The sequence below is a fragment of the Pseudomonas sp. YL2 genome (assembly GCF_023063025.1).
Classification (GTDB): domain Bacteria; phylum Pseudomonadota; class Gammaproteobacteria; order Pseudomonadales; family Pseudomonadaceae; genus Aquipseudomonas; species Aquipseudomonas putida_A.
The window spans coordinates 161465-177553 of sequence record NZ_JAJSLU010000010.1 but is presented as its reverse complement, the minus strand read 5'-3'; the positions used below and the strand labels follow the sequence as shown (position 1 = coordinate 177553).

The window sequence follows — 16089 nt, the reverse complement described above, 5'->3', positions numbered from 1 at the left end:
CAGTGTGCAGCACGGGTAAAAACCTGGGGCCGCTGCGCAGCACAGCGGGAGCAAGCTCCCTCGCCACAATGGATTGACGCTGAATCAGCTGTCGAAAAGATTATTCATCGCCGCATACTGCAACAGCATGATGGTCTTGGCGTCGCAGATCTCGCCGCGCTGAAACGCCGCCAGTGCCTCATCGAAGCGCCACTCCAGCACTTCCAGTTCTTCGGTTTCCTCTTCCAGGCCGCCGCCCTCGCTGACCTTCGACTTCGCGTCGTATTCGGCGATAAAAAAGTGCAGTTTCTCGGTCACCGAGCCGGGGCTCATGTAGGCCTCGAAGACCTTCTTCACCTCATGCACGCGGTAACCGGTTTCCTCTTCGGCCTCGTCGCGGATCCGCTGTTCCGGCGCCGCACCTTCCAGCAGCCCCGCCGCCACTTCGATCAACAAGCCGTCGTGGCCGTTGACGAACACCGGCAAGCGGAATTGGCGGGTCAGCACCACCGTGCGCTTTTCGCGGTTGAACAACAGAATCGCCGCGCCATTGCCACGGTCGTAGACTTCGCGAGTCTGCCGCTGCCAGTCACCGTTGTTGCGTAGATAGTCGAAGGTGATTTTCTGCAACAGATACCAGTCGTGGGACAACACCTGAGTATCGACAATGTTGACCCGCTCGGCTGTCTTGGTCATGACGCCTGTTCCTTGTGCCATCGGAAAACGCCCATAGTCGAATAATCGCGCGCACAAAAAAAGCCCGGCAATGCTGTCGGGCTTGTTTACTGGTGTTCGCGGATGGTGTCAGAGATCGACCAGGTGCCGGTCGATGCGCTTGAGCACGCCTTTGATCAGGTTCATCGCACTGTCGGCGCGAAACGGCAGGTTAAGCGAAGGCTCGCAGATCTCCATTTCCATGATCATCGGCCGACCGTCATAGTCGCGGATCACGTCGACCCGGCCGTAGAGCAACGGCAGCTCAAGCCCGAGCACTTCGGCAGAAGCCACCAGCGCCGATAGCGCCACCGCCTGCTCCTCGGCATCCGCCTCGCGCGGCTGGCGAAATTCGGGGGTCGGCACGTTCACCGTACCGTCCGCCATGAGCATGGCGCCCTTGCGGATGGAATGGCTGAAGGTGTTATCGAAGAAGGTCAGGTCCGTCTCGCCGTAAGTGTCGATGGTGGTGATGTACGGCTGAATGATCACGTGCGAACCGCGCTTTTGCAGCGCGCGAATGTGTGCCAGCGCGGCCTCGGAACCGCCACGGACAAATCTTTTCACCCCGCGCGAATACGAGCCGATCGTCGGTTTGACGACAAATTCGTGGCTGTCGGTGTTCGCGTCGAGGAAGTCAGCCAGATAACCCTCGGGAGCGTCGTCGGGCGCCAGGAATACACTGGGAATAATCGGCACACCGCGCGCAGCAATGTCCTTCAGGTACAACTTGTTCAAGCCCCATCGGGCCACGGACGGCACGTTCAACAGGCAGGTCAGTGCATGCACCTTGTCGCACCAGGCAAAGAATTCGTCGAGGTTTTCAATGCAGTCCCACGGTGAACGGATCAATACGGCGGTATACGCCGCCCAATCGATTGACGGATCGTCCCAGAAACACACATCGGCGTTGATCGACAGTTGCTTGCAGGCTTCCAGCAATGGCGGCATGTCGTAGTCAATGTGCAGGTTCGGCTTATCGGTGACGAGTGCAAGCTTAATCATGAAGAATCCTTTCTACTGAACAGTTGGAAGCAGAAAAACAGCGACGACTCACCAGGGAATCACGCGGTCCTGATGGCGGTAAGTGCCCGTGGGGCCATCGGCACCAATCAATGCCAGAGCGACACTGGTCCGCGCGCCTTCCTGCACATCGAGATCACCGGCGCCGTCATTCATGCCGGTTTTGGTGTAACCGGGGTGCACGGCATTGACCTTGACGGGCGTATCGCGAAGCTCGTATGCCAGATGAACCGTCCACGAATTCACCCCGCTTTTACTGGCGCTGTAGCCCGGCAAGGATTTGAACATCGGTGAATAGGCGTAGGAATCGACGTCCGTATGGGTGGTGAGCGATGCCAGCAGACTGGATACGTTGACGATGCGCCCGGCCGCAGACTGGCGAATCAGCGGCAGACAATGCTGGGTCACCGCGACCATGCCGAACAGGTTGGTTTCAAACGTCTGGCGCCACTGTTGAAGTGGTTGTTGCGAAGGGTTCAACCCGTATGATTCGATACGGATCGCCGCGTTATTGATCAGAATATCCAGTCGACCGAACTTCGCCTCCAGCAATTTGACCGCCGAGGCGATGCTGTCTTCATCCGTGACATCCATCAGGCACGGGAACGCCTTCAGGCCCATGCCGACCAACTCGTCGGCCGCCTGAGCGACAGCCTGATAATTCCTGCCACTGAGTACCACCGTCACGCCCTCGGCGGCCAGTTGTCGCGCCACCTCGAAACCGATGCCACGGTTGGCACCGGTCACCAATGCAACCTTGTCAAAATCGTTCATCGTGCAACTCCAGACAACGCTCCGCCCTGCCCGCAGGAAGGACGGAACGAATACGATTCATGAAATGTTCCAGCAGCGGCCCGAACGCCCGCAGATCGGTCAGAAAGGCGTCGTGGCCGTCCGGGCAATCGAGCCGGACAAAGGTCACCTCGGCACCATCCTGCTCGAGCCCTTGAGCGATGTGCTGCTGTTGCGCGACAGGAAACAGCGTGTCGCTCTCGACGCCGACCACCAGAACCTGCTCCAGCCCGGCAGTCTGAAAACCGCCCTGCGGCAGCGTCAGACAGGCATAAAGATCAATCGCGCGGCTTAGCTGCAGATAACTGTTAGGGTCGAAATCCCGCGCGAATCGCCAGGCATTGGCCTGCAGATAATCCTCGACTTCAAAGTCGTGGGTCATGCCGGCGGATTTCCCCGCCGCCTGATCGCTGCGGCTGAAACGGCGATTCAATTGCGCGCCGGAGCGATAACTCAACAGGCCGATCTTGCGGGCCAGCGTCATGCCGTGAATCGGGCGCGCATCCGGCGAATACTCGCCACCGGCCCACAGCGGATCACTGCGAATGGCTTCCCGCTGCAATGAACGCAAGGCCGTGGACACGGGAAGCGAACTGGCCGCGCCGCACAGGTTGATGTGATGCCGGACAAACCCCGGATACCGGGTCAACAGGGCCAGCGCACACATGCCACCCATCGAAGCGCCGATCAGGCAGGTCACTTGCGCCATGCCCAGCGCTTTCACGGCCATGACGATCGTGTCGACGATGTCTTCGATGCTCAGCTCGGGAAAGCGCGACTGGTAAGGCCTGCCACTCGCCCGCTCGGTGGACAGCGGCCCCGTCGAGCCCTTGCAACCCCCCAGATAGTTGAAACAGATCACATACCAGCGGTCTGTATCGATCGGCTTGCCTGAACCGGCAAAGTCCTCCCACCAGCCCGCCTCAGGATCGCGAGCGACACTGCAGACGTGGCTGTTGGCGGACATGCCGGGCAGCACCAGGACGATGTTGTCGCGACGATCATTCAGTTGCCCGAACGTCTCATACGTCAGCCTGAAATCTTCCAGTACACCTCCACGATGCATTGGAAACGGGCGCGCGAACTCGATGTAATCTGCTGCCGGAAGAGTTTCCACCATGATGCTAATCCCTTAGAGCGCCTGCTTCGCCAAGTAACCGGTTGCCTGTTATGGCTCGAGCGACTGCAACCAGTCATCGTCGGAACCTTCGGCGATGCCATCCATCAGGAAGGTCGAGAGATAACGTTCACCGGTATCCGGCAGCATGGCCAGCAGCACGGAACCGGACGCTGCGGTCTCGGCAACCTTCAACGCTGCGGCGACCGAGGCGCCCGAAGAAATGCCGACGAAGATCCCCTCCTCCCTGGCCAGGCGCTGCGAAGTGTCACGTGCTTCGTACTCGTTCACGGTCAGGACTTTGTCGATGACGGTCTTGTCCATGATGGTCGGCGTGAAGTTGGGCGCGAGTCCCTGAATCTGGTGCACGCCCCAGGTGCCGCCCGACAGCAACGCAGCATTTTCCGGTTCTGCGGCAACGATCTGCACGGCGGGTCGCGCGACTCGCAGCATCTGGCCAACGCCGGTCAGTGTGCCGCTGGTGCCGAAACCGGTGACAAAGTAGTCCAGGCGTTTACCGGCGAAATCACCGAGGATTTCGGTGGCGGTGGTTTCGCGGTGATAGGAAGGGTTGGCCGGGTTATCGAATTGTCGCGATCTGAACCAGCCAAACTTCTGCGCCAGTTCATCGGCAATCTGGTTGCCGCCGCTGCTGCCCAGGTGAGCAGGAAACAGCAGAACCTTGCCGCCATAGGCGCGAATCAGCTTGCGCCGTTCGATCGAGTAACTGTCGGACATGATCGCCACGAAGTTATAGCCGCGCGCCGCGGCAACCATCGCCAACGCAATGCCGACGTTGCCGGAGGTGCATTCGGCGATCGTATCGCCAGGCTTCAACAGGCCTCTGGCTTCGGCGTCGAGTACCACCGCCAGCGCCAGCCGGTCCTTGACCGAACCGCCGGGGTTGAACGACTCGACCTTCACATAAATGCTGACCTGTTCCGGGGCGAGCCTTTGCAGCTTGACGATTGGCGTACGGCCGATCGTGTCCAGAATGCTTTCATACAACGGCATGAGCGAGTTCTCCATCAAATACGAATTCAGCAGGGCCGGAGAGGTACATCGCGGACAAGTCACTCTCCCATGTCACTTCAAGGGTTCCGCCGGGCAGTTCGACATCGACCGAGCGGTCGACCCGCCCGGCCCGCGCCAGCACCGCGACCGCCGCGCAGGCACCGCTGCCGCAGGCCAGCGTCTCGCCTGCGCCGAATTCGTAGACCTTGAGTTTTATCCTGTTGCGCGATTGCAGCTGTACAAACCCGACGTTGACGTCAGGGGAGAAATACCCGGAGTTTTGCAGGGCACTGCCGACAGTTGGAATCTCATACTGATCACGCTCGGCTTCGATCACCGCGTGCGGGTTGCCCATCGATACCGCCGAACACGCCAGGTGTTGCCCGGCGAGTTCGAGTTGATAAGCCGACTGCACCTGGTCGAAGCCGAACACCGGGATGGCGGCGGGCGAGAAATTCGGTGCGCCCATGCTGATCTGATAGTTGCCGTCCTTCATGACCCGGACCCGGTGGGTACCGGAGGGACTGTCGAGGGTGAACTCGGACGCCTCCGTCAGGCCTGCCCGAACCAGCCATGCGGCGACACACCGCGCGCCGTTGCCGCATTGCCGGGAGGACTCGCCCTGCGCCGTCCAGATATCGAACGAGGCCACGGACGATGGATTGCGCGCCGCCTTGACGCCCAGGACCATATCGGCGCCGATACCTTTATGGCGATTAGCCAGGTACTTGCACAATTCGCGCGACGGATCCTGCGCATCACGCAGATCGAGAATGATCATGTCATTGCCCGCACCGTGCATCTTGCTGAAACGCAGCCGGTCAGCAGCAGGCGGTTTATGCATGGCACACACTCGCCTCAAGACACGCTTTGGAGAGGAGCGGGTCAACGATATCGATGATGCACTGGGTCGCACGCTGTGCCGTCGCCGCATCGCAGGAGGCGTTGAACTCGGCGATTTCCAGGCCGACGATCTGCTCCAGCGGAATTGCTCCCAGGATCGCCGCGAGCTGTTGCGGCAGCAGACCGTCAGGCACTGCGTAGTCGGCGGGCACGTAGCCAGGCTCAAGAGAGTCCCAATCGATGTGCACCCAGACCTTCGATTGGCCGATCGCGCTGCGCACCGCTTCGGCGGTTGCCTGCTGCGGAGAAAGCGTGCGCACATTATTGGCGCTCAGCAGACGCTGCTCTTGCCCGTCGATGTCGCGCGCGCCGACCAGAATGACGTTCTCTGCACGCACGCCGGCGCCACAGCCGCTGTCCCAGAGGCCACATAATGCCGACACCACCATCCCGCCCAGGTAGCCCGTGTCAGTGGTCGTCGGAATATTGAAGTCACCATGGGCATCGACCCACACCAGACAAAGGTCCGGGTAATGTCTGGCCACCGCAGGTACGCTGCCCAGGCTGGCCGGGCAGGTGCCGTTGATGACCACTGTGAGTTGCTGCTCCTCTACCGCACAGGCCACGGCGCGATGCAGCGAATCGATCTGCTCACGTCCTGCCGGCAGACTGACTGTCCAGTCATCGGCCGCCGGCTCGCAGCTGCCGTCACCGATATACAGCGGCGCTACACCGTACTTTGCTTCAAGTGCCGACGCGGCCTTCAACGCGCCGATACGGGTAAATGCCGTGCGGTCTGCCACTCTGCCGTTGGATACAATCAACTTGAACATCAGGCTTCCTCTTTATTTTCATGGCTGGAATGTTTGAACGGGCAAACATCCGTGCGCTCTGCATTTTCTTCAATCAAACCGTATTGCCACCACTCTTTGGCGTCAGAGCCGAAGCCGCCCAATTGCAAGGCGTGGGGCACCGAATCATATTTAAGGATGCGTTTGCGAATATTGGCGCGAACATTACGTCCGCCCACGGTATCGCCGGCAAATACATCGAAGCGTTCACGCGGATTAATCACCAGCGCAAATCTCGACCCGAGGTTTCTGCTCTTGCGAAGTTTGTGTGCGGGAGAACTCATATTCACAAAAAGTTGCATTCCCGCGAAGCACATCGACCAGAACGGTGACTCCGGGTCGACATCGACGCTGTCCGGCCACGGGCTTTCATCCAGCCAGTGCAGGCTCTGCAGCACGCCCCACCCGGCGGCCTGATACTCCTGCGCGGTACTCGCCGATATCGCATCGGTTGAAAAGAACACGATGAGCGGATAAGCGTCCTCGATTGAACCACTCCATGTTCTGGAAAGCGTCACATACTCTTTCAAGCCTTCAGCCAGTTTCGCCAGCCCTTGAGCATCCAAAGTGTCGACAAATACAAACTTGATCGAAGACTTCTTGAATGCATTCTTGGAAAAGATGCAGGGAAAGTCGGACCCTGCTCCAAGTCGCTCTTCCAGTTCATTCAAAGCCTCTTTTTCCCAACCGGCCCCACGATGATTAATCTCATCCTGAGAAAGCATGACCCGATAAGAAACCTGCGCATCAAAGTTCCGCATACTCATTCCTTTATGCTGCACAACTTAGAGAGATGGCCGAGTGTGGCATCCAGCCGTCTGGCACTTTGCGCTGTCACACCTGCCACGAACTTACGTCTGGCATGACAACTTGCTTACTTGATCTGCCTCTGGAATCAGAAGACCGGCCACAGGTCCCGGGCGTTATTCGCCACTCGACGAACGCTCAGGTTGTTAACTGACCTGCTGCTGATGAATCGATGAATCCGCGCCATGGCGTCTTCGATGTCCGGCAATGCCGGCAACGTGACCACGCGAAAATGGTCGGGTGCGGGCCAGTTGAACGCGGTTCCCTGGACCACCAGCAGCTTTTCCGACATCAACAGCTCGAGGACAAACTTCTCGTCATCTTTGATCGGGCAAATTTTCGGATCGATCCTTGGAAATGCGTACAGCGCGCCCATCGGCTTAACGCAACTGACGCCAGGAATAGCGTTGAGCAGTTCATGCACCCGGTTGCGCTGTTCGAGCAGACGCCCCTGAGGCAAGACCAGGTCATTGATACTCTGGTAACCCCCCAGCGCGGTCTGGATCGCATGCTGGGCCGGAACGTTGGCGCACAGGCGCATGTTCGCCAGCATGTCGATGCCTTCGATGTAGCCGGCGGCATGCTGCTTCGGCCCGGAAATCACCAGCCAGCCTGAGCGGAACCCGGCCACCCGGTACGACTTGGACAACCCGTTGAAGGTCAGGCACAGCAAGTCCGGCGCCAGCGAGGCGGTGCTGATGTGCACAGCTTCGTCGTAGAGAATCTTGTCGTAGATCTCGTCGGAGAACACCACCAGATTGTGCTGGCGCGCGATCTCCAGCATTCCCAGCAGCACGTCTCGCGGATACACCGCACCGGTGGGATTGTTGGGGTTGATGATCACCAGCGCTCGGGTGTTGGGGGTGATTTTGGCCCGTATGTCATCGAGGTCCGGCCACCAGTCCTGCTGCTCGTCGCACCTGTAGTGCACCGCATTGCCCCCGGCAAGACTCACCGCGGCGGTCCACAACGGATAATCCGGAGCAGGCACCAGCACTTCGTCGCGGTTGTTCAGCAGCGCCTGCAGTGACATCACAATGAGCTCGGAGACGCCATTGCCCAGGTAGATATCGTCGACGCCGACGCCCTCGATCTGCTTCTGCTGACAGTACTGCATGACGGCCTTGCGGGCGCTGAACAAGCCTTTGGAGTCACTGTAACCTTGCGCCGTCGGCAAATTACGGATCACATCCTGGAGTATCTCGTCGGGCGCCTCGAAACCGAAGGGCGCGGGATTGCCGATATTCAACTTGAGAATGCGCTGGCCGTCCTCCTCCATCTTTCTGGCCTGCTCCAGTGCCGGGCCACGAATGTCATAACACACACTGTTCAACTTCAGCGATTTCAGATACTGCACGACTACACATCCTTGTTTTTTTTATCAGGGTCGCAGCAACAGCAAACTCAGGTCCGAGAGACTGCCTTCAACTGCTCATCCGGGGACTTCGACAGTGCCCGCGACATATTCAGGAAAACGAACAACACGACAATCGGAATGGCGATAAACAGTGCCAGGCCACGAACGCCCAGTTCGGAAAAGGAACTGACCAGCAAACCGTAACCGGCCCCCGCCGCCATCTGGAAAAAGAAAAACTGCCCGGAGGAAATACCGATATCACGACTGACACTCTTCAATAGCCCGGCCTGAGTCGCGGGAATCACCATCCCGACCGACAACAGAATGAACACCATCGGAATCAGCAGCGCCGGCAGCACACTGCCAAACACCGACAGCAGAATGCCCAGCAACATGCACCCGGCCATGCCTACCCTGCTTCCAAGCAGCAGGATCTCGTTCAACGCCCACCTGGCGCTCAATGCTCGCGCCAACGTACTGCCAATCACATAACCGACGGCGCACAGGGAGATCACCGCGCCGTAACCCAGGCTGGACATGCCCAGTTCCGTCTGCAACGCATAAGTCGAACAGGACAGGAACACGAAGTAACTCATCCACACCAGACTGATGCCGGCGGCATAAGCCAGATAATCCGCATTTTTGAAGTTGGCGGCATAAACGGCAATGATGCTGCGCCCCGTCGAATCCGATGCCCCCGGAGAGGTGTCGACGTGCCAGAAAAGCACCAATGCCGCGAGATTGAACATCCCCACGCCGCCCATCATCCAGCGCCATCCGAGCGAAGGTAACAACATGCCGCCGAGCAACGGTGCGATACACGGCGTGAGCGCTATCGCCGAGGCAAGAGTGGTGAGAATTCGCAGGCGTTTGCTTTCCGGATAATCGGATTTCACGATCAGCCTGGTGGTTACGGTCCCTACACACCCTCCGAGGGCCTGCATGAAACGCGCAACCGCAAACAGGTAAAAGGAGTCCGAGAACGCTGCAAGCAGGCACCCGACAGCACAAATCAGCAACCCCGAAATCTGTACGCGACGGGCTCCGATACGATCGGCAAGAATCCCCGCCAATACCACGGACAACGCATACCCGATCATGTAAACAACAAACGTTTCCTGAATCGCCTCATGGGGGACTCGAAACTCCTCCGCCAGTTTTGCAACGGTGGGCGTCATCAGGCCGAGTCCGAGCTGCGGCACGATTACAGCCGTCAATAACGCTGCAGGTAACAGGATTCCGGGGCGGCTGGATTTCACGCAGAAAGCTCCTTGAGGTATTGATCAGTCGTCAGCAAATGCGGCAGAACCCGGTCGATCTGACGTGTGATCATGGCCAGTGAACTGGTGTAGTAATGGTTACCGGCAGCCAGTTGGCCCAAGGCATAAATAGCGTCGCTGGCCTTGCCACTGCGGTCGATGACCTTGTGCGAACCGAATGACACGTGCAGGCCTCCAAACGGATGGTGCTGAGCGACGCCATTGTTGACCATCGAAGACACCAGCTCGGTACCGGTCTGCCCGACACCACCGGTTTCAGATCGCGTGGCGTTGATGACCCAGTCGGCATGACAGGCGCCTGCCTGGTAATTCAGGACGAAACCGCCACCGGGACTCAGTTCCACGCCCTTCAGGCCAGGACGAATCACGAGGTGTCCGGATTCGAGCATGTTGCGCAACTTGTTGGCCGTTGCCGGAGGCATCGGGTTGCACAGGCTCATGAAAATCGAGTGATAGTTGGCCATGTAATAACTGCGATCGCCCGCACTCAGGCTGTCCCAGGCCAGTTCGACGTAGTCGTTGGCAATATCAATCAGGATGGACAGCCACTTTTCGCCACGGGCCGATGCTTGAAGATGGCGCTCCAGCCGCTCGAACGGCAGTTGACCTGGCGCCAGTTCAGCCTTGAGCTTCTCCAGATCCACGCCTTGGGCCGTCAGTTCGAAGGTGATCAGGCCAAGCCATTTCGACCAGGAGATCATCCCCGCTTCATCACGCAGCTCTTCGATGCGTTCGCGGGTGATGACCTTGTAAGTGAAGTCGTGATGCGGCATGCGCACCGCTGGCAGCAGCGCATTGCGCGACAGCATGACGATCTTGCCGCGGTGTCCCTGGGCATTCAGGGCCAGGACTGCATCGACAGCGGAGAGGCTGGAACCAATGATCGCCACCTGATCGTCGCCGCCAATCGCGGAAAACCTGGTCCACATCGGATACGGATTGCCGATGTAGTTTTGGGAGCAGGCCAACGAGAAGATATCCGCCGGTTCAGCGGTACCGATGCACAGAATCACCCGGTCGAACACTTGTTGCGGCCCGTTTTCGACACCGACGACCGCTTTGTCATCGTGCATTGTCAGGCTGGTGACCTTTTGCCCGATCACTCGAATCGGCCGCTTGAGGTCGCGCGCCAGCGCCACTTGCTCGGCAAAACAATCGGACAGGTACTCACCAAAATAGTGACGGGGCAAGAAATCAAGTTGCGCCAGTGCACTTCCATATTTATGAGTGACCCATCCTACAAAGTGCCGGGGATCGTCACTTTTCACGGACATGAATCGGGCCTGGCGATTAATCAATCCATAATCACCATCGTTTTGATAAGCGCGACCTGGACCTATTTTCTTGTCAGGCTCATAGAGGGTAATTGCAACATCCATATTTTTCAGCTTAACGTCGCGCTGCAACGCATCAATTACACTAATCGCTGTTGCACCCCCTCCGACTATCGCAATCTTTAGTTGCGGCTCGCGATGATTAGTCTTATTGAGTGTTGACAGTTTTTCAAAAGCAGTCATTGCCGACGATATCCCTATACCAATCCAGTTTCTCTTGACCCCAATGACTCGCGCGCCACCCCTCAACGCGTTAGCTTGAGCGGCGTTGAGCGTATTTGTATGCCGCGCTAAGATGAAGATCCATTAAATGGATTTTGGTGTGTACCACTATGACCAGAGGTAAGCGGCCAGTTGGCCTCGACCTAGTCTTGCCGTTCGAATTGACCGAACATTCGCTGTCCACCAAACATCAGCTTCTGTGCCGTTTCCTTGAACACCTGATCAGTTCCGGTCGGCTCCAATCCGGCGAAGCGCTGCCCTCCACGCGTACGCTTGCGCAAAGATGGGGAGTTTCCCGAGGGACTCTGGAAACTGTTTTCGATCAATTGCGCGAAGAAGGTTTCATCATTCGCAAGCGAGGTGCCGGCTCGGTGGTCTGCGCAACATTGCCGGATAATCTGATCGCCGCTGCCAGAACTAAGGAACTGCAAGTCGAACTTGATACTCACCGGTCATCCGATTCACCGGCCCCCATTACTTATTTACAGCCGTATGTACCGTTTATTGCCAGACTGGCCGATCCGGGATTGCTCGAAGAAAAAGATGTAAAGTCGTTATGCACACCTTCCGCCAAAGACCTCGCCACCGCAGTATCGGCCTCGTCACTCGGCGGTGACGAGAACTTGCGCAAGTCCATTTGCGACCATATCCAGATCTACCGGGGAATTGACTGCTCACCTCAGGACATCGTGATTACCCACGGCATCAGGCACTGTCTCGACCTCATCAGCAGATTATTGGGAAAAGAGGCCGTCGTTGCCATGGAAGATCCCGGCTATTACTGGGCCCGGCGGATATTCAATTGTTCCGGCAACACAATCATCGATATTCCAGTGGACGATGCAGGTCTGATCGTTGAAGCGTTGTCACCCGCCAGTCCGGTTCAGGCCATTTATGTCACGCCCTCTCACCAGGCTCCTTTGGGTGTCTGCATGAGCATGGCACGCCGCAAGGCCCTGCTGGCCTCGGCGACCGCAGCCAATGCGATCATCATCGAGGACGACTACGACAGCGAGTACAACTATGGCAGTGCTCCCCTGCCCGCCATCAAATCAATAGATACAAACGACCGGGTGATTTTCTGCGGCAGCTTCAATAAAACCCTGTTCAGCAACTTTCGTCTGGGCTTCATGGTCATTCCCAAACATTTACAGAAGAAAGTCATCAACCTCATCGAAGACACCGGCCAGACGCCCGGCATACTGGGTCAGCTCGCACTCAACCAGTTTCTCTGCACCGGAAAATATGTACGGCATTTGCGCATCTCGCGACAGACGTATCAACATCGACGCGATTTGCTGATCTCACAGCTGCGAGAAAACCCTGATCTGCAGATTTCCGGCGAGCAATCCGGATTACATTTTGTGCTCTGGTTACCCGCAGACATTGATGAAAGAGAATTCTGCGCACGGGCTGCCCTCTTCAATCTTTGCCTGCAACCGGTATCCGCATTCACCAGCAGTCACGCGGTCAAACCCGGCGTGCTGATTGGTTACGCGGCGCTTACCGATACGCAAATCAATCAGGCGGCTGCCTGCTTGCTGGATCTCGTCAAGTCATTCACTCAATGTATCGAGCGCGTCCCGATCGGATAAACAACTCGCTCCGCTATGACTCACACCCGAGCATTGCTTGCCTGGCCCACGCAAAAAAGCCCGGCAGCGCTACCGGGCTCTTTAATTGCTGCTAACGGGCGACGCGCGACAACGTGTCATCCGTTTCCTGTGTCGCTGTTTTCGCTCCGTGAATCAGCGGTCCATAACGCCGACTGAATTCCCAGCCATACGGCACGCGATCCTTGCTGACGCCGTTGTCCCAGTTTACCGACCAGGTCATCAGGCCCTTGATCGGCAGCCCTTTGATCGCCAGACGTTTGAGCGCATTGCCGACGGCGGTGCTGTCGATCACGTAACCGGTGGCAGCCGCATCGACGTTGGCCGGCAGGCCGATGACGAATTTGTCCGCCGGGATTTTGGTGAAGCCCCGGGTGCCGGTCACCAGACTTTCGGTCAGGTAGTAGAGGAAGTCCTCTTTCAGCGCATCGTTGTTCTGCGCGATCCACGCACCATTGCCATTATTGGCTTCCGGCACCCAGACCCCGTCGCCGCCCTGGTTGTAGAACTGTGGCGCGATGAAGTCGTAATAGCCTTCAAGCGCCTGCAGGTAACCGACGTATTTGCCATTGGTGGTCAGGTACGGAAACTCCGGGGCCATGCTGATGATGAAGTGCTTGCCCTGGCCTGCGTAGTGATCCTTGACCAGTTTCAGCGCGGCCGGCAGCACGGTCTTGTTGGCGGCGAAATCAATCGCGCTCTGTTCAAGATCGATGTCCAGCCCATCGAAGCCGTAGGTTTCCACCAGACGGATAATCTCATTGGCCAGTGGTTGTTCCTGTCCGGCCCGCAACTCGATGTGCGCATCGGCGCCACCCAGGGACAAGAGCACCGCCCGCCCCTGGCTGTTGAGCACGCCGACCTGACGCCGGAACTCGGCATCGGAGACGTTGTACGGCTTGAAGGTTGGAATCCCGCTGCCCTTCATGAACGCCACCGCGACCACGTTGTACTCCTTGGGCACCGCTTCCAGAGCGATTTCGGCGAAGCGGCCCTGACGATAGCCGTCACTTGGACCCGCCGGCCAGTTGTGCCAGAAGCCCATGAGTATTTTTTTGCCGGCGATGCTCGGCATCAGCGCGGCCGCGTCGGCCGCCTGGTTTTGCACTAGCGTGAAGTCGATATTTGACATGTTCTAATCCTTCAGAACCTGTGGGTTGAGCGTAACGCCGTTATTTGAAGTCGACGTCGAACGCCTGATAGAACGCGTTGCCGGTGTTGGCGACGATCCACATCAGCACGATGACGTGACGGCCCTTTTTGGTGGCCGGCAATTTCACCGAATGATTGACCTTGGCCTTCAATTCCCCCGGATAGCTGTAATACGGCACTTGAGTGTAGAAGTCTTCGGCGAAAGGCTGCGCTTCGAGTTGTGCACGGGAAATGCGCTGTTTCGGATCCCAGCCATCCTTGGTGATCAGCCAGCGATAACCACGGGTGGTGTGTGGCGCGGTGTATTCCCACTTCACTTCCAGCGTCTGGCCCGGGGTGACACTGAGCAGTGGCCAGCTGAACGGACGATTGAGCTTTTTGCTCATTTCCTCGTCGGTGAAGTTCACGCAGTCACGGGCATCGGTCTTGCCACCGCTGAGGATGTAACCGTCGGCGGGCGGCGTGACACTGTCACTGTCGCTGCCATAGGGAGCAGGAAAAGGCCCTGCCGTCAGCGCCGGGAAGTTCTTGCCGCCTTCCATTTCGTTGACCTGCCAGGCACCGAGCAATCCTTGCTCGATGGCTACCGCACCGCGGCTGGCTGGAGAGGTGACGCGACCGTGTCGCAGTTGGGTTTGAGCTTGTGGTTGATTCATGTTTTTCACTCCGTTGATTTAAGAACTCTCCTGTCCGAGGAGAGGCCTTCAAGCTAACGGAGGTGGTTTTTTTGTCCATCGGCGGTTTTGTCGCAGTCAATCGGCGTCTCAAGTAAAAAACGCCGAAAACACTGGATGAATATACAGCTGATTACGACAAGACCCACCCAACGCATGGCCAAAGGCCTACACGCCGACACTGCAAAAACTGGCATTCAGTACTCATGGCAGTTGCGCTTGGTACTCCTTTTCGTACTGGCCAGCGAGTTGTTCCTTTTGCTTGTCATCGAGCAATTTGCCGGCCATCTGGAAGAACTTCTGCTCTTCTTCCTTGAGATGGTGATGGACTTTGTCGGAGAGCTTCTTCGCCGTTGCCAGCCACGCCGGGCTGGACATCTCGGTCTCGTCCAGCTCTTCCATCATCTCGTCCATTTCATGATGCTCGGAGATGGCGTGGCGACTGAGGTCAACACCGTTGTCGAACTCCATCAGCGGGATGTAGAAGTGGCGCTCTTCGGCGGTTTCGTGGGCCTGCAGCTCGGCTTTCAGCTGTTTATAGGCTTCAACCCGCTCCGGGGTGTCGCCGCTGGTTTCGACCAGGGCTTTGGCGTAACTGCGCTGGCGGTCGTGGCTTTCGCGAAGGGCTTCGAAAATATTCATGGGGGATCCTCATCAACCGCGTTCGGAATGACGCTGTAAAAGCTAGACCCCGGCGCGACAGCGGCGGTTCCAAAGGGATGAGGAAGGACTTGGAAGACGCTCCCCGGGCAGGATAGGCTGGCGGTTCATCTCACAAGGAAGTTGCACATGACGTTGCGAATCGAGCTGTCGCAGAACCCCACGGAAGAACAACGCAAGGCCATTCTCGAGCCTTTGATTGCGTATAACGACGCCCGGACCGGTGGTTCCACATCTGAACCTTTCGCCCTGCTGGTGCGCGATGAACACGACGCGATTCTCGGCGGTTTGTACGGCCGGGTGATCTTCCAGTGGATGTACATCGAGTTGCTGTGCGTCCCGGAACAGGGTCGCGGGCAACGCATCGGCTCGGAACTGATGGCCATGGCGGAAAATCTGGCCAAGGAGAAGAACTGCCTCGGCATCTGGCTGGACACCTTCGACTTTCAGGCGCCGGCGTTCTACGAGAAGCTGGGATTCAGCCAGTTTGGCGAGATCGTTGATTACCCGCCGGGGCATAGCCGGCATTATTTCCAGAAGCGCTTGATCGGTTGAATTCATTGGCCTCATCGCGAGCAGGCTCACTCCTACAGGATCGGTGGCAAACACAAATCCAGTGTGGGAGCCAGCCTGCTGGCGATAACGGCAGCCGCTTCA

Annotated in this window: 14 protein-coding genes and 2 pseudogenes; 2 read left to right on the top strand and 14 right to left on the bottom strand. The window is 57.9% G+C overall.

Translation table 11 applies throughout. The features are described 5' to 3' along the window. Positions 1-84: 84 nt before the first annotated feature. The 11 genes and pseudogenes from LVD08_RS16155 to LVD08_RS16105 form a co-directional block, all read right to left on the bottom strand. A complete protein-coding gene (locus LVD08_RS16155; RefSeq protein ID WP_096795624.1) occupies positions 85-675 on the bottom strand; it encodes an NUDIX domain-containing protein in 591 nt (196 codons plus the stop codon). Between the two features lie 108 nt (positions 676-783). Continuing rightward, complete coding sequence (locus LVD08_RS16150) at positions 784-1698, bottom strand: ATP-grasp domain-containing protein (RefSeq protein ID WP_096795625.1); 915 nt, start codon at positions 1696-1698, stop codon at positions 784-786. A 48-nt stretch (positions 1699-1746) separates the two neighbouring features. Beyond that, on the bottom strand, positions 1747-2490 hold the full coding sequence (locus LVD08_RS16145) for an SDR family oxidoreductase (RefSeq protein WP_247268628.1): 744 nt from the start codon (positions 2488-2490) through the stop codon (positions 1747-1749). Further along, the gene (gene metX, locus LVD08_RS16140) at positions 2477-3628 is read right to left on the bottom strand and encodes a homoserine O-acetyltransferase MetX (RefSeq protein WP_247268627.1); all 1152 of its coding nucleotides are present in this window, start codon (positions 3626-3628) and stop codon (positions 2477-2479) included. Before metX ends, LVD08_RS16145 begins: the two co-directional genes overlap by 14 nt. A 48-nt stretch (positions 3629-3676) precedes the next feature. Further along, positions 3677-4639, bottom strand: coding sequence for a cysteine synthase A (gene cysK, locus LVD08_RS16135; RefSeq protein ID WP_247268626.1), 963 nt, complete (start codon positions 4637-4639; stop codon positions 3677-3679). Then, a complete protein-coding gene (dapF, locus tag LVD08_RS16130) occupies positions 4626-5483 on the bottom strand; it encodes a diaminopimelate epimerase (RefSeq protein WP_247268625.1) in 858 nt (285 codons plus the stop codon). Before dapF ends, cysK begins: the two co-directional genes overlap by 14 nt. After that, the gene (locus tag LVD08_RS16125) at positions 5476-6315 is read right to left on the bottom strand and encodes an arginase family protein (protein WP_049827968.1); all 840 of its coding nucleotides are present in this window, start codon (positions 6313-6315) and stop codon (positions 5476-5478) included. Before LVD08_RS16125 ends, dapF begins: the two co-directional genes overlap by 8 nt. Beyond that, a complete protein-coding gene (locus LVD08_RS16120; RefSeq protein ID WP_139054586.1) occupies positions 6315-7094 on the bottom strand; it encodes a YqcI/YcgG family protein in 780 nt (259 codons plus the stop codon). The genes LVD08_RS16125 and LVD08_RS16120 overlap by 1 nt, the downstream gene beginning before the upstream one ends. 209 nt (positions 7095-7303) lie before the next feature. Next, positions 7304-8497: pseudogene (locus tag LVD08_RS16115) on the bottom strand (pyridoxal phosphate-dependent aminotransferase); the annotation flags it as partial. 47 nt (positions 8498-8544) lie between these two features. Continuing rightward, the gene (locus LVD08_RS16110; protein WP_247268623.1) at positions 8545-9756 is read right to left on the bottom strand and encodes an MFS transporter; all 1212 of its coding nucleotides are present in this window, start codon (positions 9754-9756) and stop codon (positions 8545-8547) included. Beyond that, positions 9753-11294 carry an FAD/NAD(P)-binding protein gene (locus tag LVD08_RS16105; protein ID WP_115985548.1) on the bottom strand — a complete coding sequence of 514 codons (1542 nt, stop codon included), beginning with the start codon at positions 11292-11294 and terminating at the stop codon, positions 9753-9755. Before LVD08_RS16105 ends, LVD08_RS16110 begins: the two co-directional genes overlap by 4 nt. A gap of 188 nt (positions 11295-11482) precedes the next feature. Between LVD08_RS16105 and pdxR the strand changes: the two genes are divergently transcribed. Next, the gene (gene pdxR, locus LVD08_RS16100; RefSeq protein WP_247268622.1) at positions 11483-12928 is read left to right on the top strand and encodes a MocR-like pyridoxine biosynthesis transcription factor PdxR; all 1446 of its coding nucleotides are present in this window, start codon (positions 11483-11485) and stop codon (positions 12926-12928) included. Positions 12929-13055: 127 nt separating this feature from the next. Here the strand turns inward: pdxR and LVD08_RS16095 are convergent. The 3 genes and pseudogenes from LVD08_RS16095 to LVD08_RS16085 all read right to left on the bottom strand — a co-directional run. After that, positions 13056-14078, bottom strand: a pseudogene (locus tag LVD08_RS16095) (chitinase); the annotation flags it as partial. Positions 14079-14118: 40 nt separating this feature from the next. Next, positions 14119-14754, bottom strand: coding sequence for a lytic polysaccharide monooxygenase auxiliary activity family 9 protein (locus LVD08_RS16090; protein ID WP_027614688.1), 636 nt, complete (start codon positions 14752-14754; stop codon positions 14119-14121). Positions 14755-14976: 222 nt separating this feature from the next. Further along, entirely contained in the window at positions 14977-15414 is a 438-nt protein-coding gene (locus tag LVD08_RS16085; protein ID WP_027614687.1) for a hemerythrin domain-containing protein, read from the bottom strand. Between the two features lie 147 nt (positions 15415-15561). Between LVD08_RS16085 and LVD08_RS16080 the strand changes: the two genes are divergently transcribed. Continuing rightward, on the top strand, positions 15562-15987 hold the full coding sequence (locus LVD08_RS16080) for a GNAT family N-acetyltransferase (RefSeq protein ID WP_098968166.1): 426 nt from the start codon (positions 15562-15564) through the stop codon (positions 15985-15987). The last annotated feature ends 102 nt before the right edge of the window (positions 15988-16089 follow it).

What these genes read in the sequence shown, in the direction of transcription:
- LVD08_RS16125 (WP_049827968.1), bottom strand. Translation starts at nt 6,315, where the DNA reads ATGTTCAAGTTGATTGTATCCAACGGCAGAGTGGCAGACCGCACGGCA.
- LVD08_RS16150 (WP_096795625.1), bottom strand. Translation starts at nt 1,698, where the DNA reads ATGATTAAGCTTGCACTCGTCACCGATAAGCCGAACCTGCACATTGAC.
- LVD08_RS16105 (WP_115985548.1), bottom strand. Translation starts at nt 11,294, where the DNA reads ATGACTGCTTTTGAAAAACTGTCAACACTCAATAAGACTAATCATCGC.
- LVD08_RS16155 (WP_096795624.1), bottom strand. Translation starts at nt 675, where the DNA reads ATGACCAAGACAGCCGAGCGGGTCAACATTGTCGATACTCAGGTGTTG.
- LVD08_RS16145 (WP_247268628.1), bottom strand. Translation starts at nt 2,490, where the DNA reads ATGAACGATTTTGACAAGGTTGCATTGGTGACCGGTGCCAACCGTGGC.
- LVD08_RS16090 (WP_027614688.1), bottom strand. Translation starts at nt 14,754, where the DNA reads ATGAATCAACCACAAGCTCAAACCCAACTGCGACACGGTCGCGTCACC.
- LVD08_RS16085 (WP_027614687.1), bottom strand. Translation starts at nt 15,414, where the DNA reads ATGAATATTTTCGAAGCCCTTCGCGAAAGCCACGACCGCCAGCGCAGT.
- dapF (WP_247268625.1), bottom strand. Translation starts at nt 5,483, where the DNA reads ATGCATAAACCGCCTGCTGCTGACCGGCTGCGTTTCAGCAAGATGCAC.
- cysK (WP_247268626.1), bottom strand. Translation starts at nt 4,639, where the DNA reads ATGCCGTTGTATGAAAGCATTCTGGACACGATCGGCCGTACGCCAATC.
- metX (WP_247268627.1), bottom strand. Translation starts at nt 3,628, where the DNA reads ATGGTGGAAACTCTTCCGGCAGCAGATTACATCGAGTTCGCGCGCCCG.
- LVD08_RS16080 (WP_098968166.1), top strand. Translation starts at nt 15,562, where the DNA reads ATGACGTTGCGAATCGAGCTGTCGCAGAACCCCACGGAAGAACAACGC.
- LVD08_RS16120 (WP_139054586.1), bottom strand. Translation starts at nt 7,094, where the DNA reads ATGCGGAACTTTGATGCGCAGGTTTCTTATCGGGTCATGCTTTCTCAG.